The sequence below is a fragment of the Rhizobium phaseoli genome (assembly GCF_003985125.1).
Taxonomy (GTDB): Bacteria; Pseudomonadota; Alphaproteobacteria; order Rhizobiales; family Rhizobiaceae; genus Rhizobium; species Rhizobium phaseoli.
The window spans coordinates 54231-80672 of record NZ_ML133567.1 but is presented as its reverse complement, the minus strand read 5'-3'; the positions used below and the strand labels follow the sequence as shown (position 1 = coordinate 80672).

Annotated in this window: 31 protein-coding genes; 16 read left to right on the top strand and 15 right to left on the bottom strand. The window is 62.5% G+C overall.

The features are described from left to right. Nucleotides 1–4 precede the first annotated feature (4 nt). The 5 genes from EFD56_RS05995 to EFD56_RS32545 form a co-directional block, all read right to left on the bottom strand. Nucleotides 5–229: a sulfurtransferase TusA family protein gene (locus EFD56_RS05995; RefSeq protein WP_064819137.1), complete on the bottom strand. Its 225-nt coding sequence runs from the start codon at nt 227–229 to the stop codon at nt 5–7. 5 nt (nt 230–234) lie between these two features. Beyond that, complete coding sequence (locus EFD56_RS05990) at nt 235–1461, bottom strand: L,D-transpeptidase family protein (protein WP_126904930.1); 1227 nt, start codon at nt 1459–1461, stop codon at nt 235–237. A gap of 195 nt (nt 1462–1656) precedes the next feature. After that, nucleotides 1657–2610 carry an acetyl-CoA carboxylase carboxyltransferase subunit alpha gene (locus EFD56_RS05985; protein ID WP_126904929.1) on the bottom strand — a complete coding sequence of 318 codons (954 nt, stop codon included), beginning with the start codon at nt 2608–2610 and terminating at the stop codon, nt 1657–1659. Nucleotides 2611–2672: 62 nt separating this feature from the next. Next, entirely contained in the window at nt 2673–3626 is a 954-nt protein-coding gene (xerD, locus tag EFD56_RS05980; RefSeq protein ID WP_126904928.1) for a site-specific tyrosine recombinase XerD, read from the bottom strand. Nucleotides 3627–3631: 5 nt separating this feature from the next. Next, nucleotides 3632–3808: a hypothetical protein gene (locus EFD56_RS32545; RefSeq protein ID WP_004679604.1), complete on the bottom strand. Its 177-nt coding sequence runs from the start codon at nt 3806–3808 to the stop codon at nt 3632–3634. 148 nt (nt 3809–3956) lie between these two features. Here EFD56_RS32545 and EFD56_RS05975 point away from each other — a divergent pair, with 148 nt between their 5' ends. Genes EFD56_RS05975 through EFD56_RS05965 form a run of 3 tightly spaced genes read left to right on the top strand, consistent with a single transcriptional unit; the run spans nt 3957 to nt 6984 of the window. After that, nucleotides 3957–4547, top strand: coding sequence for a shikimate kinase (locus tag EFD56_RS05975; protein WP_085743365.1), 591 nt, complete (start codon nt 3957–3959; stop codon nt 4545–4547). Further along, nucleotides 4544–5674 carry a 3-dehydroquinate synthase gene (gene aroB, locus EFD56_RS05970; RefSeq protein ID WP_085743364.1) on the top strand — a complete coding sequence of 377 codons (1131 nt, stop codon included), beginning with the start codon at nt 4544–4546 and terminating at the stop codon, nt 5672–5674. The genes EFD56_RS05975 and aroB overlap by 4 nt, the downstream gene beginning before the upstream one ends. Next, nucleotides 5674–6984 (top strand): HlyC/CorC family transporter, encoded by a 1311-nt coding sequence (locus EFD56_RS05965; protein ID WP_085743363.1) that lies wholly within the window; start codon nt 5674–5676, stop codon nt 6982–6984. Before aroB ends, EFD56_RS05965 begins: the two co-directional genes overlap by 1 nt. A gap of 44 nt (nt 6985–7028) precedes the next feature. On the opposite strand, the gene EFD56_RS05960 is transcribed toward EFD56_RS05965, so the two are convergent. Beyond that, nucleotides 7029–7313, bottom strand: a complete 285-nt coding sequence (locus tag EFD56_RS05960; protein ID WP_170961494.1) for a BolA family protein — start codon at nt 7311–7313, stop codon at nt 7029–7031. Between the two features lie 102 nt (nt 7314–7415). Here EFD56_RS05960 and EFD56_RS05955 point away from each other — a divergent pair, with 102 nt between their 5' ends. From EFD56_RS05955 to EFD56_RS05935, 5 genes are all read left to right on the top strand, one after another. Further along, a complete protein-coding gene (locus EFD56_RS05955) occupies nt 7416–8033 on the top strand; it encodes a J domain-containing protein (RefSeq protein WP_004679597.1) in 618 nt (205 codons plus the stop codon). Between the two features lie 303 nt (nt 8034–8336). Beyond that, entirely contained in the window at nt 8337–9329 is a 993-nt protein-coding gene (gene cobS / locus EFD56_RS05950) for a cobaltochelatase subunit CobS (RefSeq protein WP_004679595.1), read from the top strand. 12 nt (nt 9330–9341) lie between these two features. Then, nucleotides 9342–11243 carry a cobaltochelatase subunit CobT gene (cobT, locus tag EFD56_RS05945; RefSeq protein ID WP_085743362.1) on the top strand — a complete coding sequence of 634 codons (1902 nt, stop codon included), beginning with the start codon at nt 9342–9344 and terminating at the stop codon, nt 11241–11243. A 24-nt stretch (nt 11244–11267) separates the two neighbouring features. Next, a complete protein-coding gene (locus tag EFD56_RS05940; protein WP_085743361.1) occupies nt 11268–12296 on the top strand; it encodes an esterase-like activity of phytase family protein in 1029 nt (342 codons plus the stop codon). A 60-nt stretch (nt 12297–12356) separates the two neighbouring features. Continuing rightward, entirely contained in the window at nt 12357–12923 is a 567-nt protein-coding gene (locus EFD56_RS05935; protein ID WP_010007681.1) for an ATP-binding protein, read from the top strand. Nucleotides 12924–12937: 14 nt separating this feature from the next. On the opposite strand, the gene EFD56_RS05930 is transcribed toward EFD56_RS05935, so the two are convergent. Together EFD56_RS05930 and rpmB are read right to left on the bottom strand one after the other, a co-directional pair. Beyond that, nucleotides 12938–13573 (bottom strand): VUT family protein, encoded by a 636-nt coding sequence (locus tag EFD56_RS05930; RefSeq protein ID WP_085743360.1) that lies wholly within the window; start codon nt 13571–13573, stop codon nt 12938–12940. A gap of 113 nt (nt 13574–13686) precedes the next feature. Further along, nucleotides 13687–13986 (bottom strand): 50S ribosomal protein L28, encoded by a 300-nt coding sequence (rpmB, locus tag EFD56_RS05925; RefSeq protein WP_004679586.1) that lies wholly within the window; start codon nt 13984–13986, stop codon nt 13687–13689. Between the two features lie 241 nt (nt 13987–14227). Between rpmB and EFD56_RS05920 the strand changes: the two genes are divergently transcribed. Together EFD56_RS05920 and yddG are read left to right on the top strand one after the other, a co-directional pair. Next, on the top strand, nt 14228–15007 hold the full coding sequence (locus EFD56_RS05920) for a DUF3108 domain-containing protein (RefSeq protein ID WP_004679584.1): 780 nt from the start codon (nt 14228–14230) through the stop codon (nt 15005–15007). A gap of 30 nt (nt 15008–15037) precedes the next feature. Further along, nucleotides 15038–15925 (top strand): aromatic amino acid exporter YddG, encoded by an 888-nt coding sequence (gene yddG / locus EFD56_RS05915; RefSeq protein WP_085743359.1) that lies wholly within the window; start codon nt 15038–15040, stop codon nt 15923–15925. Here the strand turns inward: yddG and EFD56_RS05910 are convergent. Next, nucleotides 15922–16344 (bottom strand): cupin domain-containing protein, encoded by a 423-nt coding sequence (locus tag EFD56_RS05910; RefSeq protein ID WP_085743358.1) that lies wholly within the window; start codon nt 16342–16344, stop codon nt 15922–15924. The two genes, yddG and EFD56_RS05910, sit on opposite strands and share 4 nt — an antisense overlap. Further along, on the bottom strand, nt 16344–17114 hold the full coding sequence (gene gloB, locus EFD56_RS05905; RefSeq protein WP_085743357.1) for a hydroxyacylglutathione hydrolase: 771 nt from the start codon (nt 17112–17114) through the stop codon (nt 16344–16346). Before gloB ends, EFD56_RS05910 begins: the two co-directional genes overlap by 1 nt. A 53-nt stretch (nt 17115–17167) precedes the next feature. On the opposite strand from gloB, the gene EFD56_RS05900 reads away from it, so the two are divergent. From EFD56_RS05900 to EFD56_RS05885, 4 genes are all read left to right on the top strand, one after another. After that, nucleotides 17168–17944, top strand: coding sequence for a class I SAM-dependent methyltransferase (locus EFD56_RS05900; protein WP_037113923.1), 777 nt, complete (start codon nt 17168–17170; stop codon nt 17942–17944). An 80-nt stretch (nt 17945–18024) separates the two neighbouring features. Further along, the gene (gene hisC, locus EFD56_RS05895; protein ID WP_085743356.1) at nt 18025–19134 is read left to right on the top strand and encodes a histidinol-phosphate transaminase; all 1110 of its coding nucleotides are present in this window, start codon (nt 18025–18027) and stop codon (nt 19132–19134) included. After that, entirely contained in the window at nt 19131–20057 is a 927-nt protein-coding gene (locus EFD56_RS05890) for a prephenate/arogenate dehydrogenase family protein (RefSeq protein ID WP_085743355.1), read from the top strand. Before hisC ends, EFD56_RS05890 begins: the two co-directional genes overlap by 4 nt. Nucleotides 20058–20064: 7 nt before the next feature. After that, complete coding sequence (locus EFD56_RS05885; protein WP_085743354.1) at nt 20065–20484, top strand: GNAT family N-acetyltransferase; 420 nt, start codon at nt 20065–20067, stop codon at nt 20482–20484. A gap of 12 nt (nt 20485–20496) precedes the next feature. Here the strand turns inward: EFD56_RS05885 and EFD56_RS05880 are convergent, their stop codons facing one another. Then, nucleotides 20497–21513: a DUF2125 domain-containing protein gene (locus tag EFD56_RS05880; RefSeq protein WP_085743353.1), complete on the bottom strand. Its 1017-nt coding sequence runs from the start codon at nt 21511–21513 to the stop codon at nt 20497–20499. Between the two features lie 50 nt (nt 21514–21563). Here EFD56_RS05880 and EFD56_RS05875 point away from each other — a divergent pair, with 50 nt between their 5' ends. Beyond that, nucleotides 21564–22094 carry a gamma-glutamylcyclotransferase gene (locus EFD56_RS05875; protein ID WP_085743352.1) on the top strand — a complete coding sequence of 177 codons (531 nt, stop codon included), beginning with the start codon at nt 21564–21566 and terminating at the stop codon, nt 22092–22094. Here EFD56_RS05875 and EFD56_RS05870 read toward each other — a convergent pair whose 3' ends face one another. The 4 genes from EFD56_RS05870 to ftsE all read right to left on the bottom strand — a co-directional run bounded on the left by EFD56_RS05870 (nt 22095) and on the right by ftsE (nt 25533). Then, entirely contained in the window at nt 22095–22892 is a 798-nt protein-coding gene (locus EFD56_RS05870) for a lysophospholipid acyltransferase family protein (protein ID WP_064828551.1), read from the bottom strand. 197 nt (nt 22893–23089) lie between these two features. Continuing rightward, nucleotides 23090–23806, bottom strand: a complete 717-nt coding sequence (locus tag EFD56_RS05865; RefSeq protein WP_183820355.1) for a YdcF family protein — start codon at nt 23804–23806, stop codon at nt 23090–23092. Nucleotides 23807–23873: 67 nt separating this feature from the next. Beyond that, nucleotides 23874–24881 carry a cell division protein FtsX gene (locus EFD56_RS05860; protein ID WP_085743351.1) on the bottom strand — a complete coding sequence of 336 codons (1008 nt, stop codon included), beginning with the start codon at nt 24879–24881 and terminating at the stop codon, nt 23874–23876. Then, a complete protein-coding gene (ftsE, locus tag EFD56_RS05855; RefSeq protein WP_004671394.1) occupies nt 24874–25533 on the bottom strand; it encodes a cell division ATP-binding protein FtsE in 660 nt (219 codons plus the stop codon). Before ftsE ends, EFD56_RS05860 begins: the two co-directional genes overlap by 8 nt. Nucleotides 25534–25739: 206 nt before the next feature. Between ftsE and EFD56_RS05850 the strand changes: the two genes are divergently transcribed. Next, nucleotides 25740–26381, top strand: a complete 642-nt coding sequence (locus EFD56_RS05850; protein WP_085743708.1) for a hypothetical protein — start codon at nt 25740–25742, stop codon at nt 26379–26381. Nucleotides 26382–26442 lie beyond the last annotated feature (61 nt).

The window sequence follows — 26442 nt, the reverse complement described above, 5'->3', positions numbered from 1 at the left end:
CGCTTTAGCGCCTGCGGATCAGGAAGCGGTGGCCGGTTTCGGTCTTTTCCGTTTCGACCAGTTCGTGACCGTCCTCATTGCAGAAATGCGGCATGTCGATCACCGCCAGCGGATCGCTGGTATCGACAAGGATCAGCGCGCCGCTGGCCATGGCGGCGAGCTTCCTGCGTGTCTTCATCACCGGGAGTGGGCATTTCAGGCCGCGAAGATCGTAGAGAACGGGGTTCAAGCCGTTCAGTTCCGCGCCCAGAATTTCCAGAACGGCTTCTTTGCCGCGGCTTCCGCCGTCTCCTGCGGTTCGGGCGCCGTAAAGGCCAGCGGGTTCTGCGTCGGCACCGGCACGACCGCCGGGGTGGCGGCAGCGACGGCCACTGCCTGCGGCTGGGTAGGGGCTGCGGGGATCGCGCCTGTGGCGGTTTGAGTGGTCACGCTCTGGGCGGTGCGCTTGGCCATCAGGTCTTCGAGTTCGGCGACCTTGACCATGCGGCCGGCTTCCAGCGAGGTGCCGGTCGGGGCGAAGGCCAGCTCGCGGCCCTTGCGCAGCTTGGCGACCACCGCCTTGCGCTCGGCCTCCGACGGGTCGTACCAGGCCATGCCGTCATATTTGCTCATCGCCTTGGCATAGTCGGCATCATAGGTCTTGCCGTAGGACGCAAGCGCGGCCGCCAGCGCCGGCGGCGTCGACATGGCAGGGCATTTGCCAGCGGCATTGAAAGCGCCGCCATCGGTTACCTGCTGGTTGAAGACATATTTCTTCTCGCAGACGGCCACCTCGGGCGGGCGCTTCGTCACTTCGAAATTGTCGTAGCCGACCTTCAGCATTTTCCAGAAGTCGTAATTGCTGTCGAGGCGATGCTTGACCATGTTTTCCGCCGTCATGCGGAAGGGGAAGGCCTGCAGCTGCACGGTCGCCTGGCCGCCCTTGAAGGCGTCGCGGGCGAAGGCATAGATCTCCAGCACCTGCTGGTCGGTCATCGAATAGCAGCCGGAGGACGAGCAGGCGCCATGGATCATCAAATCGGAGCCGGTGCGGCCGTTCGCCGCGTCGTAGCGGTTCGGGAAGCCGGTGTTGATCGCCAGATAATATTTCGAGTTGGGGTTCAGGTTGGCGCGCGTCAGGTCGTAGAAACCTTCCGGCGCCTGCCGGTCGCCGGTCTTTACCTTCGGGCCGAGGCGGCCCGACCACGCGCAGATCTTGTAGTCGGCAATCTTGTCGAAGCGGTTGTCGGTCTTCGCCTTCCAGATCTCCATGGCACCTTCTTCCTTGAAGATGCGGATCATGATCGGCGAATTGCGGTCCATGCCCTTGGCGGACATGGCGGCGAGGATATGCGGAGGAAGCGGCTGCTCGACCTTGTTCTTGACCTTGGAAAGATCGACCTGCGCGGTTTCCAACGCGTCATTGCAGCCGGTCAGAGCCAGCGCGATGAGGGAAACATAGGCAAAATGACGTATGCGCATCCAAACTAGCCCATAAAGAAGTGCGACCCGGTCGCCTAAGGAGTCCTGGCACGAGGCAGAATCATAAGCGGCTTATACTTCACAAATCCTTACCAGCCTATGACGTGTGAGGAACGCCCCCGCAAGCGCAAATGTTAGAGATAACATCAATGTGGCCAAGGTTTGGCCTCAATCCGCAAGGAACGGCAGTAGAGCTTACAGATTCCGCCCCATGTTGAGGAATTTCTGGCGCCGTTCGTTGCGCAATTGTTCGCCGGAGCGGGACGACATTTCGGCCAGCGCATTGGCGATCACGTCGCCGGTTGCGGCAATGACGCTGTCGGGATCGCGGTGGGCGCCGCCGAGCGGCTCGGAAATGATACCATCGATGACGCCGAGCGCTTTCAGGTCTTCGGCGGTGATCTTCATGTTGGTCGCCGCTTCGCGGGCGCGGGTCGAATCGCGCCAGAGAATGGATGCAGCGCCCTCCGGCGAGATGACGCTGTAGATCGAGTGCTCGAGCATGTAGACCCGGTTGCCGGTGGCGATCGCGATCGCGCCGCCCGAGCCGCCTTCACCGATGACGACGGAAACGAGGGGAACCTTGACGCCGAGGCACATTTCCGTCGAGCGGGCGATCGCCTCGGCCTGGCCGCGCTCTTCGGCGCCGACGCCGGGATAGGCGCCAGCCGTATCCACCAGCGAAATCACCGGCAGGCCGAAACGATCGGCCATTTCAAGGATGCGGATCGCCTTGCGGTAGCCTTCCGGGCGGGGGCTGCCGAAATTGTGTTTCAGGCGGGACTTGGTGTCGTTGCCCTTTTCCTGGCCGATGACGGCGACGGGCTGGCCGCGGAAGCGGGCAAGACCGGCCTGGATCGCGGCATCCTCGGAAAACTTGCGGTCGCCGGCCAGCGGCGTGAATTCCTGGAACAGCGTCTTGGCGTAATCGACGAAATGCGGGCGCTGCGGGTGGCGGGCGACCTGCGTCTTCTGCCAGGCGTTGAGCTTGGAGTAGATTTCGAGGATTGCCTCACGGACGCGAACCTCCAGCCGGCCGATTTCATCGGTGGTGTCGATGCTCTCGTCTTCCGTAGCGAGCTTCTTCAGCTCGATGATCTTGCCTTCGAGGTCGGAGATCGGCTTTTCGAAGTCGAGATAATTGTGCATGAGGTGCGTTTCCGTTCCTTGTGCCCGGGGCGTTTTCCTGGCTCCGCCCCTTGTCGCCGGTCCTATTCGTGCTTTTTCGCCTGTTTGGCAAGGGGGTGATGCGTCTGGACGAGCTGCTGCAGCCTCTCTTCGAGCACATGTGTGTAGATCTGTGTGGTCGAAATGTCCGAATGACCGAGGAGTTCCTGCACGACGCGCAGATCGGCGCCGTTGGCGAGCAGGTGGCTGGCAAAGGCGTGGCGCATGACGTGCGGCGAGATCAGTGACGGCGTCAGGCCGGCGCGGATCGCGAGGTTCTTCAGGTCTCGCGCAAAAACCTGGCGCGGCAGGTAGCCCTCCTTGGAGGCGGCCGGAAACAGAAAGGGGCTTTCCTGCGGCTCCTTCGCCGCGGCATTTTCGGCCGCCAGCAGCCGCCCATAGGATTTCAGGGCCTTGATCGCCGATTGCGACAACGGCACCAGCCGCTCCTTGTTGCCCTTGCCGCGGATCATCAGGAAGCGGCCCTCCTGGTCGAGGACGCGGGCGGGAAGCGAGACGAGTTCGCTGACGCGCATGCCGGTGGCATAAAGCAGCTCCAAGAGCGCCAGCATGCGCAGGCGCTGCAACTGGCCCGGAGCCGGATCGTCGGCCTCGGTCTGCGCCTGCGACAGCAGCCTGCCGACCTCCTCGACCCCCATCGTCTTCGGCAGCGGCCGGCCTTTCTTCGGCGCGTCGAGCACGCCGGTCGGGTCGTCGGTGCGAATGCCTTCGGCGTAGAGGAACTTGTAGAACTGCCGCATGGCCGCAAGCCGGCGCGCCTGCGAGGAGGGCTTGAAACCCTGGTTGGCGAGCGAGGCGAGATAGGCGGAAAGGTCGGCGGAGGCGGCTTCGGTCAACCTTATGCTGCGGCCGTTCAGGAAGGACCTGATGTCATCGAGGTCGCGCTCATAGGATTGCAGCGTGTTGGCGGCGGCACCGCGTTCGGCGCTCATCATCTCCAGGAAGGATTCCACATGGACGCGGCCGAGATCCCTCATGTCGCTCACTTCCCGGTGGTATTGATCGTGCCCGTCGCCGGCGGATTGACCCGCTCGGACGGAATGCGGATCGTCACGTCGCGCGGCTCGGGCTCCACGAAGGTCGCAAGCGCCCACATCGCTCCGTAAACCGTCCCGGCGAGGATCGCGCAGACGAACAGAAAACGGAACAGGGTCGGCATCCGGCAACTCCTTCATGCTCTGCTTCTGTTATAAGAAGCGTGTCTGCAAGTGCAAGAAGCGGTATTCAGGCGATGATTCCCTTGTCCGCGACTTGACGCTCCACCTGCATTTGTCGATACGGTTTGCAAACAAAGTGTGAATGGGCCGATGAGTGAACCACTGCTGACCCTTGCTGACAGCCTGAAAGACAGAGCTCGCGCCGCGCTCGGTTCACGCAATCTGATCCTGGTCGGCCTGATGGGCGCGGGAAAATCCTCGGTCGGGCGCATTGTCGCCAGCCAGCTCGGCATTCCCTTCATCGACAGTGACCACGAAATCGAGCGGGTGTCGCGCATGACGATCGCCGAACTTTTCGCCGCCTATGGCGAGGACGAGTTCCGGGCGCTGGAAACGCGGGTGATCAAGCGTCTGTTGAAGAGCGGGCCGCGTGTCGTCTCCACCGGCGGCGGCGCCTTCGTCAACGAGCGGACGCGCAGGCATATCAAGCGGGGCGGCCTTTCGGTCTGGCTGAAGGCGGATCTCGATGTGCTCTGGGAACGGGTCAACAAACGCGACACGCGGCCGCTGCTGAAGACCGAAAATCCAAAGCAGACGCTCGAAAACCTGATGAATGCACGGTATCCGATCTACGCCCAGGCTGATCTCACCGTGCTCTCGCGCGATGTGCGCAAGGAAATCATGGCCGACGAGGTGCTGACGGCGGTGATCGAATTTCAGAAAGAAAGTCCAGCGTCATGAATGCGATAACCTCCGCTCCCGCCGCCCAAACCGTGCATGTGCCGCTCGGCGAGCGCGCCTACGATATCCTGATCGGGCCGGGGCTGATTGTGCGGGCCGGCTCCGAGATCGCGTCGCGCCTCAAGGGCCGCAAGGCGGCTGTGATCACCGACGAAAATGTCGCGCCGCTCTATCTCGACGCCCTCGTTGCCAGCCTCGATGAGGCAGGCATCGCCTCGGCTGCGGTCGTGCTGCCGGCCGGCGAGAAGACGAAGAGTTTCGAGCATCTGATGACGGCCTGCGACAAGGTGCTGGAAGCTCGCGTCGAGCGCAACGACTGCGTCATCGCGCTTGGCGGCGGTGTCATCGGCGATCTTTCAGGATTTGCGGCCGGCATCATTCGCCGCGGCGTGCGCTTCGTGCAGGTGCCGACCTCGCTGCTGGCGCAGGTCGATTCTTCCGTCGGCGGCAAGACCGGCATCAATTCCCGCCACGGCAAAAACCTGATCGGCGTTTTTCACCAGCCGGATCTGGTTCTGGCCGACACCGATGTGCTGAATACGTTGAGCGAACGGGAATTCCGCGCCGGTTACGCCGAGGTGGCGAAATACGGTCTGATCGACAAGCCGGATTTCTTTGCCTGGCTGGAAGCGAACTGGAAGGCGGTTTTTACAGGTGGTGCGGCGCGCATCGAAGCGATCGCCACAAGCTGCCAGGCAAAAGCCGATGTCGTCGTTGCCGACGAGCGGGAGAATGGCCAGCGGGCATTGCTCAATCTCGGCCACACCTTCGGCCATGCGCTGGAAGCGGCGACCGCCTATGACAGCCGCCGCCTTGTGCACGGCGAGGGCGTTTCGATCGGCATGGTGCTGGCGCATGAATTCTCCGCGCGGATGAACCTTGCCAGCCCCGACGATGCGCGACGCGTCGAGCGGCATCTGCAGGCGGTCGGCCTGCCGACCCGGATGGCCGAAATTCCGGGCGAGCTGCCGCCGGCCGAGGTGCTGATGGATGCGATCGCGCAGGACAAGAAGGTCAAGGGCGGCAAGCTCACCTTCATCCTGACGCGCGGCATCGGCCAATCCTTCGTCGCCGACGACGTTCCGGCCTCCGAGGTGATCAGCTTTCTCCGGGAAAAACACCCCTGATGACGGTCGAAGGCGCTCTGGCATTTCTCGCGACATATTGGCCGGAGATCCTTTCGATCACGGCCCTCGTGCTGACATCCGCCTTTTTTTCCGGCTCGGAAACCGCGCTGACCGCGGTGTCGCGCAGTCGCATCCATACGCTGGAGGTCAACGGCGACGAGCGCGCCGGGCTCGTGCGCCAGCTGATCGAGCGGCGCGACCGGCTGATCGGCGCGCTGCTGATCGGCAACAATCTCGCCAATATCCTGTCGTCGTCGATCGCCACCAGCCTGTTCCTCGGGCTGTTCGGCAGTTCCGGCGTGGCGCTGGCGACGCTGGCGATGACCGTTATCCTGGTCATTTTCGCGGAAGTGCTGCCGAAGAGCTGGGCGATCTCGACGCCAGACCGCTTCGCGCTTGCCGTCGCACTGCCGGCCAAGCTCTTCGTCACCATCGTCGGACCGGTCTCATCCTTCGTCAATGCGATCGTTCGGCGGATCCTGGCACTGTTCGGCATCAATCTTTCGCGGGAAATATCGATGCTGACGGCGCATGAGGAGCTGCGCGGCGCCGTCGACCTGCTGCATCGCGAGGGATCGGTGGTGAAGGCCGACCGCGACCGCCTCGGCGGCGTGCTCGATCTCGGCGAGCTGGAACTGTCCGATATCATGGTTCACCGCACCAAGATGCGGGCGATCAATGCCGACGATCCGCCGGAGGCGGTGGTGCGCGCCATCCTCGAAAGCCCCTATACGCGCATGCCGCTGTGGCGCGGCACGATCGACAACATCATCGGCGTCGTTCACGCCAAGGATCTGCTGCGCGCGCTTGCCGAGCCGAACATGGAGCCGCAGAACCTCGATATCGTCAAGATCGCGCAGAAGCCGTGGTTCGTGCCCGACAGCACCAACCTCGAGGATCAGCTCAATGCCTTCCTGCGCCGCAAGCAGCATTTCGCCGTCGTCGTCGACGAATATGGCGAGGTGCAGGGCATCGTCACGCTCGAGGATATTCTTGAGGAAATCGTCGGCGACATTTCCGACGAGCACGACATCGAGATTCAGGGCGTGCGCCAGGAGGCGGATGGTTCGGTCGTCGTCGACGGCGGCGTGCCGATCCGCGACCTGAACCGTGCGCTCGACTGGAACCTGCCCGACGAGGAGGCGACGACGATCGCCGGCCTCGTCATCCATGAATCGATGACCATTCCGGAAGAGCGCCAGGCCTTCACTTTTTACGGCAAACGTTTCGTCGTCATGAAGCGGGAGAAGAACCGCATCACCAAGCTGCGCATCCGTCCGGCCGGGGAAGACGGTGCCAAGCCGACCTGATCGGCTTGGCGCGAAGGCAATCGGTTCCTATATGAGCTGCGGTCCTACCATCGCGTCGCCTCGCCGGGTGCCGCAGGTTCGACGGCCAGCGCATGCAGGCCGGCATCGAGTTCCGGTTTCAGCAGGTCGGTGATGGCGCGGTGGCGGGCCAGCCGCGACAGGCCGGCAAATTTCGCCGAAACGATCCTCACCCGCATGTGGGTTTCGCCGGTGCCTGTGATATCAGGCTGATGGCCGGCATGCAGGTGGCTCTCGTCGATGACGCTCAGGCGTTCGGGCGCGAAGGCTTCGACAAGTTTTTCTTCGATACGGGTCCTGAGGGTCATCATCCGGTCTTGCTGTTGCGCGAAAGGGGTTCCCACCAAGCCAGCAACATTCCCATTTGTCAATTCTTGTTGTCGCCTTCCGACAGCCCCATAATTAGCGCCGCCATGAGACTTGATTCCAAATATTTCGATCGCATCCGAACACGCCGCAAACGCGAGCAGGAGGCAGAGCAGGCACCGCCTACCTGTCAGTGGGACGGCTGCGACAAGAAAGGTTCGCATCGCGCGCCCGTCGGACGCAATGCGGAAGGCCAGTTCTTTTTGTTCTGTTTCGAGCACGTCAAGGAATACAACAAGGGCTACAATTATTTCTCCGGTCTTTCGGATGGCGAGATCGCGCGATACCAGAAAGAGGCGATCACCGGCCACCGGCCGACATGGACCGTCGGCGTCAACAAATCGGCGAAGGACAGTCCGCTGCATTCGGAAGTCCGCTCCGGCGCCTATACGCGCGTTCGCGATCCCTTCGGCTTCGTCAAGGAGGGCGGCAAGGGCAGCGGACCGCGTTTTCCCCAGGCGCGCAAGCTGAAATCGCTGGAAAGCAAGGCCTTCGACACCATGGGGCTGCATGCCAACGCGACCTCGGCAGAGATCAAGAGCCGCTACAAGGAACTGGTCAAGAAGCACCATCCGGATGCCAATGGCGGCGACCGCGGCTCGGAGGAGCGTTTCCGCGCCGTCATCCAGGCCTATCAATTGTTGAAGCAGAACGGTTTTTGTTAATTCCCGTCCTTGCTCTTAGGCTTCAATCGGGTATGGTCCAAATCGGCTGAGGCCGCAGGCAAACGCGGCTCCTATCTGCGTGTTTACCGATCGCCTCCGCCGACCTTCCGGACGCGGCGTTTCTTGTCCGGGACTCTTTCAAGAATGCTCGCAAGCGGTCATTATCCCGCCGAGGTTTCGTTTCAGTCCCGGAGAAGTATCGCCGACGTTCCGACCTGACGGGCGCGGATAAATCGCGGCGTCACGGTTGCGACATGGCCTGAGACAGTATGGCCGGGTGGCATCACCCGCCTTGGAGACATGATGAGCAAGATCGACCTGGATATATCTGAACTGCCCGACACCACCGTTTCGGTTCGCGAGACCTTCGGCATCGATTCGGACATCCGCGTTCCCGCCTACAGCAAGGGCGACGCCTATGTGCCGGACCTCGATCCCGACTATCTGTTCGACCGCGACACGACGCTCGCCATTCTCGCAGGCTTTGCCCATAACCGGCGCGTGATGATCTCCGGCTATCACGGCACCGGCAAGTCCTCGCATATCGAACAGGTGGCGGCACGGCTCAACTGGCCCTGCGTGCGCATCAACCTCGACAGCCATGTCAGCCGTATCGATCTCGTCGGCAAGGACGCGATCGTCGTCAAGGACGGGCTGCAGGTCACCGAATTCAAGGACGGCATCCTGCCCTGGGCCTATCAGCACAATGTCGCGCTCGTCTTCGACGAATACGACGCGGGCAGACCCGACGTCATGTTCGTCATCCAGCGCGTGCTCGAATCCTCCGGCCGCCTGACGCTGCTCGACCAGAGCCGCGTCATCCGGCCGCACCCGGCTTTCCGCCTGTTTGCGACCGCCAATACGATCGGCCTCGGTGACACCACCGGCCTCTATCACGGCACGCAGCAGATCAACCAGGCGCAGATGGACCGCTGGTCGATCGTCACGACGCTGAACTATCTGCCGCATGATCACGAAGTGAATATCGTCGCCGCCAAGGTGAAGAGCTTCGGCAAGGACAGGGAAGGCCGCGAGACCGTGTCGAAGATGGTGCGGGTTGCCGACCTGACGCGCGCCGCCTTCATGAACGGCGATCTCTCCACCGTCATGAGCCCGCGCACGGTCATTACCTGGGCTGAAAACGCCGAGATCTTCGGCGATCTCGCCTTCGCCTTCCGCACCACCTTCCTCAACAAGTGCGACGAGCTGGAGCGGCCGCTGGTCGCCGAGCACTATCAGCGCGCCTTCGGCGTCGAGCTGAAGGAAAGTGCCGCCAACATCGTTCTCGGAGCCTGAGACCGACCGATCATGGCAGCTCGCGGTGACAATTCGAAAGCAAAGCCCGGCGCGCCCGTCGATGTCGAGCCGTTGCGCCGGGCGATATCCGGCTGCGTGCGCTCGGTCGCCGGCGACGGCGATGTCGAGGTGACCTTCGCCAATGAACGGCCGGGCATGACCGGCGAGCGCATCCGCCTGCCGGAGCTTTCCAAGCGGCCGACGGCGCATGAGCTGGCGGTCACCCGCGGGCTCGGCGATTCCATGGCGCTGCGGCTTGCCTGCCATGACGAGAAAGTGCATGCGACGATGGCGCCGCAGGGCTCGGACGCCCGGGTGATCTTCGACGCGGTCGAGCAGGCGCGCGTCGAATCGATTGGCGCGCTGCGCATGGAGGGCATGGCGTCGAACCTGCGCTCCATGACCGAGGAGAAATATTCCAAGGCGAATTTCACCGGCATCGAACGCCAGGAAGACGCACCGATCGGCGAAGCCGTCGCGATGATGGTGCGCGAGAAACTGACCGGCCTGCGCCCGCCTGAAACCGCCGGCAAGGTGCTCGACCTTTGGCGCGGCTTCATCGAGGACAAGGCGGGCAGCGAGCTCGACAACCTGTCGGGCGCGATCAACGACCAGCATGCCTTCGCCAAGGTGATCCGCAACATGCTGTCGGCCATGGAGATGGCCGAGGAATACGGCGACGACGACAGCCAGGCCGACAACGACGATCAGTCGGAGCAGGAAGACCAGCCGAGCGGCGACGAGCAGGATCAGGACGAGGTCGACGAGGATGCCGGCACCGACGCCGCCCCGGTCGAGGACAGTGAAGTCGCCGACGAACAGATGGAGGACGGCGAGACCGAAGGCGCCGAAATCTCCGACGACGACATGATGGAAGAGGGCGAGGACGATTCGGAAACGCCGGGCGAGACCCGCCGTCCAAACACGCCCTTTGCCGATTTCAACGAGAAGGTCGATTATCACGTCTATACCGAAGAGTTCGACGAGATCATCACCGCCGAAGAGCTCTGCGACGCCGCTGAGCTGGAGCGCCTGCGCGCCTTTCTCGACAAGCAGCTGGCGCATCTGCAGGGCGCCGTCGGCCGCCTCGCCAACCGGCTGCAGCGCCGCCTGATGGCGCAGCAAAACCGCTCCTGGGATTTCGACCTGGAGGAAGGTTATCTCGATCCGGCCCGGCTGCAGCGCATAATCATCGATCCGATGCAGGCGCTCTCCTTCAAGATGGAGCGCGACACTCAGTTCCGCGACACGGTCGTCACCCTGCTCATCGACAATTCCGGCTCGATGCGCGGTCGGCCGATCACGGTTGCCGCCACCTGCGCCGACATTCTTGCCCGCACGCTGGAACGCTGCGGCGTCAAGGTCGAGATCCTCGGCTTCACGACAAAGGCCTGGAAGGGCGGGCAGGCGCGGGAAAGCTGGCTTGCCGGCGGCAAGCCGCAGACACCGGGCCGGCTCAACGACCTGCGCCACATCATCTACAAATCGGCCGATGCGCCGTGGCGGCGGGCCCGCGCCAATCTCGGGCTGATGATGCGCGAGGGCCTGCTCAAGGAAAATATCGACGGCGAGGCGCTGATCTGGGCGCATAACCGCCTGCTGGCGCGCCGCGAACAGCGCCGCATCCTGATGATGATCTCGGACGGGGCGCCGGTGGACGATTCGACGCTGTCGGTCAATCCCGGCAATTATCTGGAGCGGCATTTGCGCGCCGTCATCGAACGGATCGAGACCCGTTCGCCGGTGGAATTGCTGGCGATCGGTATCGGTCACGACGTGACACGCTACTACCGTCGGGCGGTGACGATCGTCGATGCCGACGAGCTTGCCGGCGCGATGACCGAACAGCTTGCCTCGCTTTTCGAAGATCAATCCGTCCAGCCGCGCGGCGGCCGGCTTCGCCGTGCCGGCTGACGCCGTCTCAGGGAAATGTCCGGAATGACAGGCAAGCGCCTTTGCCATGCGGCGTTGATCGCTCTTTGCATCGCAACCGGCGCCTGGCCCTCATGGGCGGCCGGCGGTGAAGTGCCGGTCATTAGCCGGCAGATATCAGATTTCAGGATCGGCTCTTCCGAGACGAAATTCGGATCGCTGGAATTTCTCGGCGGGCTGGAGATGGTTTCCAGCAGGGCCCTGTTCGGCTCGCTTTCCTCCATCCGTTTCCGGCAAGACCAGAAGCATTTTGTGGCTGTGCTCGATACCGGCCAGTGGCTGACCGGCAGCATCGAGCGTGATGCCAAAGACAAGCTTTCGGGCCTTTCGGATGTCGAGATCACCCCGATGAAGAACCGCGCCGGGCGCAGCCTCGAGGGTAAGGCGTATATGGATGCCGAGGGGCTGGCGTTCGACGGCGATCGGATCCTGGTCTCCTTCGAGCAGCTTCATCGCGTCGATGTCTATCCCGATCCCGGCTTTGCCGACTCGCGGGCGATCGGCACCCTGCCGCTCCTCATCCCGCCAAAGTTTCTGAGGGACAATCGCGGCATCGAGACGATCACGGTGGCGCCCGCATCGAGCCCGCTCAAGGGCGGCGTTGTGATTGTCTCCGAACGCGGCCTCGACAGCGACGGCAACCGGGCGGCGGCGATTCTCAGCGGGCCATTGAAGGGACGTTTCTCGGTCGCACGGGACGGCAGTTTCGACGTCACCGACGGCGCCTTCCTGCCGAACGGCGATCTGCTGCTGCTCGAACGCCGCTTCAACATGGCCGAAGGCATCGGCATGCGCCTTCGGCGCATCAAGGGCGCCGATATCAGGCCGGGGGCCGTGGTCGAGGGCGAATTGCTGCTCGAAGGCAATTTCAATTCGCAGATCGACAATATGGAAGGTCTCGATGCTTTTCAGGCGGCCGACGGCACGACCCATATCATCATGGTGTCGGACGACAACCATTCCATTCTGCAGCGCAATCTGATGCTGGAATTCCGGCTTTACGAAGAGCCCCAATTGCTCGGATCGTCAGATTGACGTCACATGCCTCGGTTATCCCGCCGGCGGTATCGCAAGCGGCGATTTTCGGAGGAAGTCATGGTGCATATTCATGTCATGGGTGCGTCCGGTTCCGGCACCACGTCGCTCGGCCGGGCGCTTGCGGACCGGCTGGATATCGCCCATCTCGACACCGACGATTTCTTCTGGCTGCCGACCGATCCGCCGTTCACGACACCGCGGGACTCAGACGAACGCATGAGGCTGCTGCTTGAGGCGACGCGGCGGCCCGGCGGCTGGATTGTTTCCGGATCGGCGCTGAAATGGGGAAGGCTGCTGGAGCCGCTCTACGATCTGATCGTGTTCCTCAGGATCGAGCCGGAGCTTCGCATGGCGCGGATCCGCGCGCGCGAGGCGGCCCGATACGGACAGAGGATCGGGCCTGGCGGCGACATGGAAGTGAAAAGCGGAGAATTCCTGGCATGGGCGGCAAGCTACGATACGGCCGGCCCCGAGCGCCGCAGCCTCGCGGCGCATGAGCAATGGCTGGAAACGCAGACTGCGCCGGTGCTGCGGCTCGATTCGTCGCGCGATATCGACGATCTGCTCGCAGAGGTTCTTCTGCACCCCGCGATCGCCGCCGGCACGGTCCGGCGACGGCGGTGACGTCTCCGGCCTGATCAGCCGGCGCGGGCGGGCTGCATCGGCCGCAGCACATTCATCAGCGCGCCGTAAGGCAGCAGCATGACGAGGCCGACGAGCATCTTGACGGCGAAATCGCCGATCGCCCAGGAAATCCAGCGCGGCGCCTGCGCAGCGAAAACGCCAAGGATGGGAGCCGCCTCCAGCGCGAAGGGCTCGTTCGGGCCGAGGAAGACGAAGAACGCGGCAAAGGACAGCGAGAAGAACATCAACGTGTCGAGCGCCGAGCCGATCAGCGAGCCGACGAGCGGCGCGCGCCACCAGGCCTGGCGGCGAAGCCGATTGAAGACGGCGATATCCAGCAGCTGGCCGGCGAGATAGGCCGAGCCCGACGCGATGGCAATGCGCGGTGCCGAGGTGAAGAAGGACAAGGTCACGCCGACGACGAAGCCGGCAAAGACCACCTTGCGGGCTGCCTGCGGGCCGAACTGGCGATTGGTCAGATCGGTGATCAGGAAGGCGACCGGGTAGGAAAAGGCGCCCCAGGTCAGAATATCGGCGAGGTTGATACCGGCGACTTCGGCGTTCAGCGGAAACTGGACGAGAAAGTTGGAGGCGACGACGATCAGCGTCATCAATGCGACATAGGCAAGCGTATAGCGCGTCTTCAGCATTTTTTTATCCTGGGAGATGCCACCAGTTGGAGAGACGGACCGGCAAAACAAAAGGCTTGACCGGAGGTCATCCGTGCAAGCCTTTCGAAGCCGTGTGAAAGAAGAGCAGAAGCTTAGGCAGCAACAGCCGCTTCGGCGGTCTTCTTGACGATCTGGCGGCGCAGCAGACGTGCGCGCATCGACAGTTCGTTTTCGCTGGCCTTCAGCAGGAAGGCATCGAGGCCGCCACGATGCTCGACGGAACGCAGAGCAGCAGCCGAAACGCGAAGACGATAACGCTGGTTGAGAGCGTCGGAAATCAGCGTTACCTGGCACAGGTTCGGCAGGAACCGGCGCTTGGTCTTGTTGTTGGCATGGCTGACATTGTTACCAGTCAGGACGGCCTTGCCGGTCAATTCGCACACGCGGGACATGGAACACCTATTCTTGTTTTTCTCGGGCCATCGAATTGCCATCCCCGGCAAAACCGGGCTCGCAATCCAACAGGCATGATTGGAAAGTTGCGGTTCTATAGTCAGAGAGCCTGCTCGCGTCAAGCCAAACCTTGGCCTTTCCCGCAATTCTGTCAAAAAGCTGCTGTTTTCTTACCGGCATGGCAGGAGTATAGAGCATTTCGGCAAGGGCTGCCGCGCGCGGCAAGACAAGGCTTAACACATGGCTCATTCGGGCAGACGCATTTTGATTTCGGCTATCGCCGCGCTTTTTGCCATACCGGCATCGGCGGCCGAGATCCAGCACCGGACGGTATACCGGGTGACGCTTGCCGGCCTGCCAATCGCGCGCGCCGCATTCCTGACGCAGATCGAGGATGATCATTCCTACAAGATCGCCGGCGATATCAAATCGGCCGGCCTTGCCGATCTCGTCAAGACGATCTCGGCAACGACCAGCGTCACCGGCGTTGTCCGCAATGATCGGCTGCAGGCGCTGAAATATTCGCTCTATTACAAAAGCGGCAAGAAGGCCCGTGTTTACGAGGTCAATTACCGCAACGGCGATATCATTTCGGCGACGACGACCCCGCCGCCGAAACGGCCGAAGAACTGGATCGACGTTACCCCCCGCGACATGCGTTCGGTGCTCGATCCGATCTCCGGCCTGGTCTTCACCGGCGACACCAAGATTTGCTCGCAGACGCTGCCGATCTTCGATGGTGAAACGCGCATGGATCTGGTGCTCTCGCCGAAGGGCGACGAGGATTTTTCCACCGACGGCTTCAAGGGCAAGGCGATTGTCTGCGGCGTGCGCTTCGTGCCGCGCTCGGGCTACAAGAAGGGCCGCAAGGATATCGATTATCTGAGCAAGAGCGACCGCATGGAAATCTGGTTTGCCAAGTCGGACGCGGCAAATGTATATGCTCCTGTTTATGTGCGCATTCCAACCGAATATGGAATGGTGACGATCACTGCCGTCAAATATGGCAGCGTCAGCTGACGGAGATTTCGCCTCCGTGAAGGAGGACAGGTGAAACTTCGCGCGACGCTGATCGGTTTTACGGCCATCCTGATGTGGTCGTTCCTGGCGCTGTTTACGGCTGCCTCAGGCAAGATGCCGCCGTTCCAGCTTTCGGCCATCTGCTTTGCGATCGGCAGCGTTCCCGGCCTCCTGGTGCTCTTCTTCAACCCTTCGCGGCTGACGCTGCTGAAGCAGCCGGCCAAGGTCTGGCTGACCGGCATTGCCGGGCTCTTCGGTTATCATTTTCTCTATTTCACCGCGCTCAGGAATGCGCCGGCGGTGGAGGCGGGGCTGATCGCCTATCTCTGGCCGCTGCTGATCGTCGTCGGTTCGGCGTTGCTGCCGGGCGAACGGCTGCGCTGGTATCACGTGGCGGGCGCGCTTGCCGGGCTTTGCGGCACCTTCCTGATCGTCGCCCGCAACGGCATCGAATTCGACGGCGCCTATGCCGTCGGCTACGGCGCCGCCTTCCTCTGCGCCTTCACCTGGTCAGGCTATTCGCTGTTGACGCGGCGCTTCGAGGCCGTCTCCACCGACGTCGTCACCGGCTTCTGCCTTGCGACGTCAATCCTGTCGTTCTTCTGCCATCTCGGCCTCGAGGCGACCGTGTGGCCGGCAACGGGCTTCGAGTGGATCGCCGTCATCGGCCTCGGGCTTTTGCCCGTCGGCGCCGCCTTCTATGCCTGGGATTACGGCGTCAAGAACGGCGATATCCAGATCCTCGGCGCGGCAAGTTATGCAGCACCGCTGCTTTCGACGCTCATCCTGACGCTGTTCGGATTTGCCGATGCAAGCTGGCGGATTGCGCTCGCCTGCCTGCTCGTCACCGGCGGGGCGGTGCTGGCCGCCCGCGACATGTTCCGTCGCAAGGCTCAGTTGCAGCCGGCTGAGGTCTAAGCACCGGGCTTCCAGCCGGGGGGAGCCATTTCGAAGCTTGAAAATACGAAGCCAGGCGAAACGGTGCAGCCGACCAGGGTGAAATCGCCAAGGCTTTCGGCCGATTGCCACCAATTGGCGGGAATGATCGCCTGCGGCCGCGCGCCTGCGATCAGGTTCGGTCCGAGCGTCAGGGTCTCGCTTGCCGCTCCGTCCGGCGAGCGGTGCAGCGCCAGCGGCGCGCCGGCGTAGTAGTGCCAGATCTCGGCGGCATCGTGGACTCGATGCCAGTGCGAGCGTCGTCCGCTGGTCAGGAGATAATAGATCGCCGTCGAATGGCCGCGTTCTCCGCCTGCTGTATCGCGGAATGTCTCAGCATACCAGCCGCCCTCGGGATGCGGCTGCATGGCGAGTTCGCGGATGATGTCCTCGGGCGACATCAGAAATTGTCCTTGCGTTTGCGGATTTCGGCGAAGACTTCCTCGTTCGTCTTGCCTTCCATGATCAGGTTGCGGCGGATGATGGGATCGCCGGCGCGCAGGAACGGATTGGTTTCCTTTTCCAGTCCCAGCGTCGTCGGGATGGTGAATTTGCCCTCGGCGCGCAAAGCCTCGATCTCGGCGGCACGGCTCTTCAGGCGTTCGTTGTCGGGATCGATCGTCAGCGCGAAGCGGGCGTTGGAGAGCGTATATTCGTGGCCGAAATAGACGGCGGTCTCATCCGGCAGTACAGCAAGCTTTTGCAGGGAGTGCCACATGTCAGCGGCCGGGCGCTCGAACAGGCGTCCGCAGCCGAGCGCAAACAGCGTATCCGCGGCAAAAAGCAGTTTGTCGTCGACGAAGTGATAGCAGATGTGGCCGGCGGTGTGGCCCGGCGTCTCGATCACGTGGACCGTGTGCTGGCCGAAGAGGAACCTGTCGCCATCCGCCATTGTCCGGTCGAGGCCGGGAATGGCGACGGCCTCGTTGATCGGGCCGATGATTTCGCAGCCGAACTGCTCCTTCAGCGCCAGGTTGGCGGCGACGTGATCTGTGTGGTGATGGGTGGTGAAGATATGGGTGATCTTCCAGCCGCGCCGTGTCGCCGCTTCCAGGATCGGGGCTTCCTCCGGAGCGTCGATTGCCGCGGTAAAACCGGTCTCCGGATCGTGCACGAGAACGCCGAAATTGTCGGTGCGGCAGAGAAAAACGTCTAATTCCAAAGGTTTCATCGTTCAATAATCCTTTGTCCTGCGAGTCTCGCGGGAATGTAGAGGTTCCGGCCTTGAAGTCCAACCGCCCGCTGATAACATTTATCGCAATGCACGCCGATATCGTCGACCTACGTCAGTTCTATCATTCCGACCTCGGGCGTTTTGCCGAGCAGTCGATCGCCATGGCGCTGGCCTCGCTCTGGGTGCGCCTGCCGCAGGAGCGTTTGGTCGGCCTCGGTTATGCCGTGCCCTTCCTCGATCGGTTCCAGGCCGATACCGAGCGTACCTTCGCCTTCATGCCGGCCGGGCAGGGCGCGGTGAACTGGCCGATGGGCTCGCTGTCGTCGACGACGCTGATTTTCGATGAGGAACTGCCGTTGCCGGATTCCTCGATCGACCGGGTGCTGATGGTGCATTCGCTCGAATTCGCCGAAAGCCCGCGCGAGACGCTGAAGGAACTCTGGCGGGTGCTGGCGCCGGGCGGACGGCTGGTCATCGTCGTGCCGAACCGGCGCGGCGTCTGGGCGCGCATGGAGCATACGCCCTTCGGTTCGGGCCGGCCCTATTCGCGCGGTCAGCTGACGCATCTGCTGCGCGAGACGAATTTCACGCCCGGCGCGACGGCCGAAGCGCTTTTCTTTCCGCCCTCCAAGCTCAGGGGCATCCTGCGGCTTCGCCGCGCCTTCGAGCGGATCGGCCGGACGCTGTGGCCAGCTTTTTCGGGCGTCATCATCGTCGAGGCGCAGAAGCGGCTCTATCAGGGCCTGCCGGTGGCGGCACGCGCCTCCCGCCGCGTCTTCGTGCCGGTTCTCGCACCCCATGGCGTGCCGACGACACGCAACCGCTGAGCCCGTTCCCGGCTCTCGACAAGAACCGCATTCCGCTTTAATGCCACTTGGTCATTTTCCGGAAAATCCAAGGTCGACCCATGAGCGTTGAGATCAGCAAGCCCGTTCCGCGTCCCGGTATTCTCGATATTGCCTCCTATGTGCCGGGCAAGGAACATGCGCCGGGGGTTGCCCGCTTCTACAAGCTCTCCTCCAACGAAACGCCGCTCGGCGCCAGCCCGAAAGCGATCGAGGCCGTCAAGGCCGCTGCCGATAATCTCGGCCGTTATCCGGACGGGCAGGCGATCGAACTGCGCGAGGCGATCGCCGCCGTGCACGGCCTCAATCCGGCAAACATTCTCTGCGGCAACGGTTCGGACGAACTGCTCGGCCTGCTCTGCCATGTCTATCTCGGCGCCGGCGACGAGGGCATCATCACCGAGCACGGGTTCCTGGTCTACAAGATCCAGATCATGGGCACGGGTGCGACGCCCGTCGTCGTGAGGGAAAAAGACTATACCGTCGATGTCGACGCGATCCTTGCCGCGGTGACGGAGAGGACGAAGATCGTCTTCATCGCCAATCCCGGCAATCCCACCGGCACCTATGTTCCGGTCAGCGAAATCCGCCGCTTGCAGGCCGGCCTGCCGAAACACGTCGTCCTCGTGCTCGATGCGGCTTACGCCGAATATGTGCGTCGCAACGATTACGAAGCTGGGATCGAGGTCGTGTCTTCCAACTCCAACGTGGTGATGACCCGCACCTTTTCGAAGGCCTACGGTCTGGCGGCGTTGCGCGTCGGCTGGATGTATGCGCCGGCTGAGATCGTCGACGCGGTGAACCGCGTCCGTGCGCCGTTCAACCTGAATGCGGCGGCGATCGCTGCCGGTGCCGCGGCCATCCGCGACCAGGCTTTCGTCCAGCAGGCCGTTTCTTTCAATCAGATGTGGGTGGAAACGCTCACGGAGGCCCTGGAAGCGATCGGGCTGAAGGTGACGCCGTCGGTCGCCAATTTCGTCCTCATCCATTTCCCTGACATCGACGGCAAGCGCGCCGCCGATGCCGACGAGCTGCTGACGAGCCGCGGTTACATCCTGCGCGCCGTGCGCAGCTACGGCTTTTCCAATGCGCTGCGCATGAGCATCGGTCCCGAAGAGGCCAATCGCGGCGTCATTGCAGCACTCCGCGAATTCATGGGACGTGAGGCATGAGCGTGCTGTTTGACCGAATCGCGCTGATCGGCATCGGCCTGATCGGATCTTCGCTCGCCCACGACATTCGCCGGCTCGGGCTTACGAAAGAGATCGTCGTCGCCACGCGCAGCGCCGATACGCTGAAGCGTGCCGAAGAGCTTGGCCTCGGCGATCGCTATACGACCTCCTCGGCCGAGGCCGCCAAGCATGCCGACCTCATCATCGTTTCGGTGCCGGTCGGGGCTTCGGAAAGTGTCGCGAAGGAAATCGCCGGCAATCTGCAGCCCGGCGCAATCGTCACCGATGTCGGCTCCACCAAGGCTTCCGTCATCGCGCAGATGCAGCCGCATATGCCTGAGAACGTGCATTTCATTCCCGGCCATCCGCTGGCCGGGACGGAAAAATCCGGCCCCGATGCCGGCTTCCCCGGCCTCTTCGAAGGCCGCTGGTGCATCTTCACGCCGGTTGCTGGCACTGACGAGACGGCCTTGAAGCGGCTGCGCGCCTTTTGGGAGGCGCTCGGCTCGAAGGTCGACGAGATGGATGCGGAACATCATGACAAGGTGCTCGCGATCGTCTCGCACCTGCCGCATATCATCGCCTACAACATCGTCGGCACGGCCGACGATCTGGAGACGGTGACGGAATCGGAAGTCATCAAATATTCGGCTTCCGGCTTCCGCGACTTCACCCGTCTCGCCGCCTCCGATCCGACGATGTGGCGCGACGTCTGCCTGCACAATCGCGATGCGATCCTCGAAATGCTGGCGCGCTTCTCGGAGGATCTCGCCTATCTGCAGCGGGCGATCCGCTGGGGCGAAGGCGACAAGATTTTCGAACTTTTCACCCGCACGCGCGCCATTCGCCGTTCGATCGTCCAGGCTGGTCAGGACGTCGATGCCCCCGATTTCGGCCGCCCCCACCTGCTGGACAAGAAGTAGCCGCGCGGTGGTGGAGGTGACGAGCGCGAGCCAGGGGGACATCGATTGGCTGGTGCGCGAAGATACCAATGCCGGCAAGGCATGGATATCGCGATGCGTGGCGCTCGGCGAATATCTTGTGGCCAGGGAGGCCGGCGAGATCGTCGGCTTCCTGCGCTTCTCCCGTTTCTGGGGCAGGGTTCCCTATATGGAGATGATCCGGATCCAGCCCGCCTATCGCCGGTCGGGCGTCGGCACGGCGCTATTTCTTGCCTGGGAAGCGGCGATGCACGCCGAAGGCGCCCGCATGCTGATGACCTCGAGCGAATGCGATGAGAGCCGGCCGCAGGACTGGCATCGCCGCAACGGATTTACGGAAACCGGCGCCATCGAGCTCCCGGGTCTGCAATCGGTGCCCGAGGTTTTCTTCATCAAGCACATGGCCTGAGAAACAGGCTGCTCAGATCGGCGGGATCCGGCCGAGCGGGATGAAACCGCTGACGGTGGCGTTGCCATGATCGACAACGAGATCGACCGACACCTTGTCCTTGCCGCCGGCAAGCGATTTCAAGAGCTTGGTCGCCGTGTTGACGGTCGAGGCGATGTCCGGGAAGGTCTGTTTCAGGCTGTCGCCCCAGGGTCCGAGCCGTTCGATCTCCAACTTGAATTGTCCCGAGAGGAAACCGTGTTCGTCGAAGGAGAAGGGGCCGGTCAGGGTCATCACCTTGCCGTCGCCGATGTCGGCGACGATGCGACGCAGCTCGCCGGCAGAACCGTTGAGGCCATTCGGGTCGCTGCCGTCGATCAGGCCGGCCTTGCCGGCAACGGTCAGATCGATGCTGGCGGAGAGTTTCGGGAAGACCTGGGGCCAGTCGGTGATGGCCGTATTCGCATCCTGCACGGAGATCGCACCGTCGAGGTCGGCGCCGTTCTGGCGCAGATGAATTTCCGTGCGGGCGGCATCGAAGTTCACCGTCTGGCCGGTGAACGAAGAAACCGCCGTCGCCTTCAGGCCCTCGATGACCGTCGAGCTGCGGTCGATGCCTTTCAGCCTGGTTGCGAGGCTCGCCTCAAGGTTCGTCCATTGCGCCGAGATCGTCAGGCCGTTGGTGGTGCGGATCTCGGCCGGCGAATCGAGTTCCCAGACGATATTGCCGGGCGCATAAACCTGGGCTGCCGAGCGCAGCGCGCCGAAGGTGGCGGAGACGCCGTTGACGCTGTCGTCGACATCGACCTTGGAGCAGAACAGGCCGATGCGGAAGGGATAGCCGCGGAACTCGATATCGGAGCATTCGCCGCTGACGCCCGCCTGATCACGCGGCGCGATCGCTTTCAAGACTGTCGTCTTCAGCGCCGACGCCGCATAAAACCAGCCGCCGGTGTAAAGCGCGATCACCAGGAGGATGCCTCCGCCCAGCAACCAGAATTTCTTGCCACTGCTGGATTGACCGCTGCCGGATCGGCTTGACGCTGCCATGATGTTCTCCAATGGTGAGTCGCAAATGTGATTCCGGTCTGGCGTGCGATATGGACGAATTTTGGGTATTTGGCTACGGCTCACTGATGTGGAATCCGGGCTTCGAGTTTTTGGAACGCGCGGAAGCTCTGGTGCGTGGCTACAGGCGTTCGCTCTGCGTTCGTTCCTTCGTCCATCGCGGCACGCGCGACAATCCCGGCCTCGTTCTCGGCCTCGACAGGGGCGGCGCCTGCCGCGGCATGGCGTTCCGGATTTCGCCGAAAAATTGGGACGAGGTGATCGATTATCTCCGTGCCCGCGAACTCGTCACCAACGTCTATCTGGAGCGCCGCGTCCGGTTGCAATTTGCTGGCGGCCGCAGGGCGGAGGCGGTAACCTACGTTGCCGATCGCGATCATGAGCAATATGCCGGTACGCTCGATGCGCTTGCGGCGGCGCGGGTGGTCAACGAGGCCGAGGGGCAGTCCGGTCCGAACGACGCTTATGTCTTCAACACGCTCGCGCATCTGAAGCAGATGGGCATCCGAGACCATTGGCTGGAGCAGGTCGTCAACGAGGTGGAACGGTTGCGCGCCGCCTGATCAGGCCGTAGCCGCCTTCAGTTTGCGCAGCTCCGTCAGTCTTTCAAGCGCAGTCGGCGGCAGCGGCAGATGCGGATTGCGTTCGACGGTGTCGATGAGGAGCTCGTCGCTTGCCCGTTCCGTCACCTCGATCAGATGGGCGAAGAAGGCGTCCGGATCCATTCCCGGCATGATCGGCGGCAGGATCCTCACCTTGAAATGGCCGGGATAGCGGCGAAAACTCCGCCGCGGCCAGAAGAGGCCGGGATGCATGGCGACGGGCACGACGGGAATGCCGAGGTCGCGGTACATTCGGGCGATACCGTATTTGTAGACCGGTTCGGCGCCCGGCGGGCGGCGGGTGCCCTCCGGATAGATGATGAGCTGGCGGCCGGTCGAAAGCTCTTCCTTCGTGCGTTTCAACACTTCCACCATCACCTTGCCGCGGGCGCCGCGATCGACCGGGATCATGCGCTGCTTTTTCGCATACCAGCCGAAGAGCGGAATCCACATCAGTTCGCGCTTCAGGATGTAGACCGGATCCTTGAGCCTCGGCAGAAGCGCGTAGGTATCCCAGAAGGACTGGTGCTTCGGCGCCAGGATATAGCTGCCGTCAGGCAGGTTCTCCAGCCCCTCGATCTCAAAGGTCGTGCCGATGATCATGCGCATCAGCCAGTGGTTGGAGCACGCCCAGTTCTTCGGGATCGCATAGGCGGTAAGCCGCGGCACCGCGAAATAATAGGGAGAGAGAACGATCATCCGGATGATGAGGTTGGCGTAGAAGATCGTGTTGAAGAGGACGGAACGCAGGGCGATCATGAAATTTTCCCGAGGCAGGCTCACGCGACCGGCCTACACGATATTGGTCGTCATAAAAAGCGTTTGATGCCGCCCCAGAACAGGATTCAGATTTCATGCCCAGCCTGAAATCTGAATCCTGTTCTAAATTAAAAGAGTTGGAGCATGATGTCGTCCGAAAACCGCTCACACTTTTCGGCATCATGCTCTGGCAAAACCTAGTCCGAGGCGGACGCGCTGGCCGAGCGCAATCCTGTATGACGGCCGAAGCCGGTGATGTTGCGGGCACCGGCCAAGAGCACCTTCGCATATTCGGCCAGCATGACGCGCATCGCATTCGGATCGGTGAACCAGTTGCGGGTTTTCAGATCCGAGTTGACGACGGGATACGGGATGAACTCGATGTCGGGGTCGACATAGGAGAGTTCGGCGAGGCTGCGCGGCATATGATAATTGTTGGTGACGACGAGCACGCTTCTGTATCCCTTGGCATGGATCCAGTTGGAGGTCTCCTCGGCATTGCCGATCGTGTCTAACGCGTCATGCCCGATATCGACGCAGCAGGAGAAGAGATTGGCCGAGCCCTGTGTCATCTTGCGGATCTGGGCCGGCGTCGTCGTCGGGTGGACGCCGGAGATCAGGAGCCGCTTGCCGGCACCCTTCTGCAACAGTTCCACGGCCTGGTCGATGCGCTGGTAGCCGCCTGTCAGCACGACGATCGCGTCCGCCTTCGGCTCGACCGGGGGCTTCAGCGTCGTCACGGAATCGGCAAAGCGCAGGAAGCCGCCGAACAGCAGGGCGATCGCCAGAACACATCCAAAGCCGCCCCAGCGCAGCAGGCGCCGGATCAGCCCTCGCCGCGGCGGCAGGCCTGCCGGGCGATCAAGCTCCGGATTCCGCCGAATCGGGTTGCGTGTCGTATGGCCCATGGTCATGAATCGTGATTATACGCTGATTGCGGCGTGGAACAGACGCTTTAATGACAAAACCACATGGCCACGATCAACTTGCGATGCCATCGGTGCGCGTCGGGTCCGAGCGCAATGTATCGATTTCATAGATCGTCCGCATGACGGTCAACCGGGCGGTGACAGTCGTCAGCAGTGCGATGACGATCATGGTCGCGAAGATGCCGGCATAACCGAGGACGCCGACGGAAAAGGTGCCGAACAGCGCGGTTGCCTGATCCGTTTCCGGCGTCGCCAGGGTGCGGCTTTGCCAGAAGCCGGCGGTGGCGAAGAAAAGAGCGGCAAGCGCGCTGCCGATCGCCGAGCCCTTGAGGCTGATCTTCAGGAAATGCTTCTGGAATTCGGTGGCGACGAAGGAACTTTCGGCGCCGACGAAATGCAGCACTTCGACGATGTGCCGGTTACCCGACAGCGCGCCGCGTGTGGCGAAGACGACAGTGAGCACCATTGCCGAAAAGACCAGGAGCAGGACGCCGGTGCCGATCAGCACCGTCGTGTGCGCCATGGACACGAGCCGGTCGACCCAGGTGCGGTGATCGTCGAGGCTCGCCTGCGGAATGCTGTCTTTCAGCAGGCCGCGCATTGCATCGAAATCCGGCGGGTTGCTCTCGTCGATGGTGATGACGACGAGCCGGGGGACGGGCAGATCCTTGAGGTCGAGACCGGGGCCGAGCCACGGTTCGAGCAGACGGGCGGTGGCTGCCTCGTCGACGATCTGGCCGCTCTTGGTGCCGACGAATGTCAGCGCCAGGTCGCGCGCCTGAGTCAGCGCCTTTTCCATGTCGAGATTGTCGTCAGGCTTGATCTGGATGGTGATCTCGCGGGAGATCTGACTCTCCCAGCTCGCCGCCGTCGAACGCACCATGCTGACGCCGCCGAGCGTCAGGCAGGCGAGAAAGGCCATGATCGATATTACCACCATCAGGGCGCTGCCCTGGATATTGGACGGCGGCAGGATCGGCGCGGTCGGGCGCACGCGCATTTCCGGCCGCTTCTGCTGGGCCGGCGTCTTCTCCCGGTTGCTGGATGGGGGCTCAGTCATAGATATCGAGATGCCCTTCCGAAAGGATCATGCGGCGGGCCTCCACCTGCTCCATCAGCGCCAGATCGTGGGTCGCGATCACGACCGCCGTGCCGAGCCGGTTGAGCTCGAGGAACAGATTGAGCAGGCGCCGGGCCATCGGCGGGTCGACATTGCCGGTGGGCTCGTCGGCCAGCAGGACTTCCGGCCGGTCCATCAGAGCCCGGGCAATGGCGGCGCGCTGCTTCTCGCCGCCGGAAAGCACCGGCGGCAGCACGTTGATGCGTTCGCCAAGGCCAACCCATTTCAACAATTCCAGCACGTCGGTCTTGTAGGAGCTTTCCTCCTTGCCGCGCACCCGTAAGGGCAACGCGACATTCTCATAGGTGGTGAGATGATCGAGCAGGCGGAAATCCTGGAAGACGATGCCGACGCGCCGGCGCAGCAGCGGCAGCTCGGGACGGGGAATTTCGGAAATGTCGCGCCCGAACATGCGGATCAGGCCCCGCGTCGGCTGCAGCGACATGAAGAGCAGCCGCAGCAGCGATGTCTTGCCGGCGCCCGACGGGCCGGTCAGGAACTGGAAGGATTTCTTCGGAATGTCGAAGGTCAGGTCCCGGAGGATTTCCGGGCCCATGCCGTAGCGCAAACCGACATTCTCGAAGTGGATCAACGGGCAGCTCAGTCTGTTCTTGGTTTCACCGCGTGACTTGTTAACCAACACCGTTAACAGCCGGTAAATTTTGCCGGAAAGACGCCCGTTTGATGGCGATCTTTGCGAAGCATTAACCATTAAAATTTACGACTGAGCAGGATTCGTTTCAATGCCAAGATTAGCGCTGGCAGCGAAACCATGTGGACATCTGCGAGGCAGTCACCATGGAAGCATCCTTCTTCAGCCGCCGGACACCGGGCCAGGCCTATGATTTCCTGCCGCCCGAACCCGTAAGCCGCCAGTACCGCAATCCGCGCCCGGCCGATATTGCCGACGCCGAATTCGTCACGCTCGGCAAGGTGCGGCCGCGGGAGTTCACTGCAAGGACCCATAACGACAACCGCAAGCGGGCAGGCACACAGCCACCGCTTCGGCTGGCGATCGCCGCTTCTCTTCTGCGGGAAACGGAGACCTGGCTGCAGCGCGCGTCGATGCGCAGCTTCGCCATACTGGTGCTGGCGCTTGTCGTGCTCGTCTTCGGGCTTGCGGGTGGCTTCTCCGGTCTGTCGGGCAGCCGAGTCTATTCCGGAGCGCCGCTGCATTTCACCCATGTGACGGCGACGCCGCGTGATGCGAACGGCATGCGCGTGCTCGTCATCAACGGCATCATCGAAAACGATAGCGGCACGACGCAGACGCTGCAGCCGATCCGCGCCGATCTCGTGACCGACGATCGGTTGACCGCGAGCATCGTCATCAACCCGCCTGTCGACGTCATCTATGGCGGCCAGAGCCGGGGCTTTTCGGCGCGCGTCCAGCATGCCGGCGGACCATTGCCGGAAGTCCGGCTTTCGTTCCTGCCTTAGCCGACTTTCCTGCCACAGGTCGTGGCAATCCGGTTAATTTCCTGGCTGGCGAGGCTGTTTC

Excerpts from the sequence above, each read along its gene's own strand:
- EFD56_RS05910 (WP_085743358.1), bottom strand. The coding sequence starts at position 16,344 with ATGTCGCCCGAGGACATCATCCGCGAACTCGCCATGCAGCCGCATCCC.
- EFD56_RS05975 (WP_085743365.1), top strand. The coding sequence starts at position 3,957 with ATGAGTGAACCACTGCTGACCCTTGCTGACAGCCTGAAAGACAGAGCT.
- aroB (WP_085743364.1), top strand. The coding sequence starts at position 4,544 with ATGAATGCGATAACCTCCGCTCCCGCCGCCCAAACCGTGCATGTGCCG.
- EFD56_RS05960 (WP_170961494.1), bottom strand. The coding sequence starts at position 7,313 with ATGATGACCCTCAGGACCCGTATCGAAGAAAAACTTGTCGAAGCCTTC.
- EFD56_RS05890 (WP_085743355.1), top strand. The coding sequence starts at position 19,131 with ATGAGCGTGCTGTTTGACCGAATCGCGCTGATCGGCATCGGCCTGATC.
- rpmB (WP_004679586.1), bottom strand. The coding sequence starts at position 13,986 with ATGTCCCGCGTGTGCGAATTGACCGGCAAGGCCGTCCTGACTGGTAAC.
- EFD56_RS05935 (WP_010007681.1), top strand. The coding sequence starts at position 12,357 with ATGGTGCATATTCATGTCATGGGTGCGTCCGGTTCCGGCACCACGTCG.
- EFD56_RS05990 (WP_126904930.1), bottom strand. The coding sequence starts at position 1,461 with ATGCGCATACGTCATTTTGCCTATGTTTCCCTCATCGCGCTGGCTCTG.
- gloB (WP_085743357.1), bottom strand. The coding sequence starts at position 17,114 with ATGAAACCTTTGGAATTAGACGTTTTTCTCTGCCGCACCGACAATTTC.
- EFD56_RS05965 (WP_085743363.1), top strand. The coding sequence starts at position 5,674 with ATGACGGTCGAAGGCGCTCTGGCATTTCTCGCGACATATTGGCCGGAG.
- EFD56_RS05875 (WP_085743352.1), top strand. The coding sequence starts at position 21,564 with ATGGACGAATTTTGGGTATTTGGCTACGGCTCACTGATGTGGAATCCG.
- EFD56_RS05985 (WP_126904929.1), bottom strand. The coding sequence starts at position 2,610 with ATGCACAATTATCTCGACTTCGAAAAGCCGATCTCCGACCTCGAAGGC.
- xerD (WP_126904928.1), bottom strand. The coding sequence starts at position 3,626 with ATGAGGGATCTCGGCCGCGTCCATGTGGAATCCTTCCTGGAGATGATG.
- EFD56_RS05865 (WP_183820355.1), bottom strand. The coding sequence starts at position 23,806 with ATGACCATGGGCCATACGACACGCAACCCGATTCGGCGGAATCCGGAG.
- EFD56_RS05955 (WP_004679597.1), top strand. The coding sequence starts at position 7,416 with ATGAGACTTGATTCCAAATATTTCGATCGCATCCGAACACGCCGCAAA.
- cobT (WP_085743362.1), top strand. The coding sequence starts at position 9,342 with ATGGCAGCTCGCGGTGACAATTCGAAAGCAAAGCCCGGCGCGCCCGTC.
- EFD56_RS05870 (WP_064828551.1), bottom strand. The coding sequence starts at position 22,892 with ATGATCGCCCTGCGTTCCGTCCTCTTCAACACGATCTTCTACGCCAAC.
- EFD56_RS05920 (WP_004679584.1), top strand. The coding sequence starts at position 14,228 with ATGGCTCATTCGGGCAGACGCATTTTGATTTCGGCTATCGCCGCGCTT.
- EFD56_RS05940 (WP_085743361.1), top strand. The coding sequence starts at position 11,268 with ATGACAGGCAAGCGCCTTTGCCATGCGGCGTTGATCGCTCTTTGCATC.
- EFD56_RS32545 (WP_004679604.1), bottom strand. The coding sequence starts at position 3,808 with ATGCCGACCCTGTTCCGTTTTCTGTTCGTCTGCGCGATCCTCGCCGGG.
- EFD56_RS05930 (WP_085743360.1), bottom strand. The coding sequence starts at position 13,573 with ATGCTGAAGACGCGCTATACGCTTGCCTATGTCGCATTGATGACGCTG.
- EFD56_RS05880 (WP_085743353.1), bottom strand. The coding sequence starts at position 21,513 with ATGGCAGCGTCAAGCCGATCCGGCAGCGGTCAATCCAGCAGTGGCAAG.
- cobS (WP_004679595.1), top strand. The coding sequence starts at position 8,337 with ATGAGCAAGATCGACCTGGATATATCTGAACTGCCCGACACCACCGTT.
- EFD56_RS05850 (WP_085743708.1), top strand. The coding sequence starts at position 25,740 with ATGGAAGCATCCTTCTTCAGCCGCCGGACACCGGGCCAGGCCTATGAT.
- EFD56_RS05860 (WP_085743351.1), bottom strand. The coding sequence starts at position 24,881 with ATGACTGAGCCCCCATCCAGCAACCGGGAGAAGACGCCGGCCCAGCAG.
- hisC (WP_085743356.1), top strand. The coding sequence starts at position 18,025 with ATGAGCGTTGAGATCAGCAAGCCCGTTCCGCGTCCCGGTATTCTCGAT.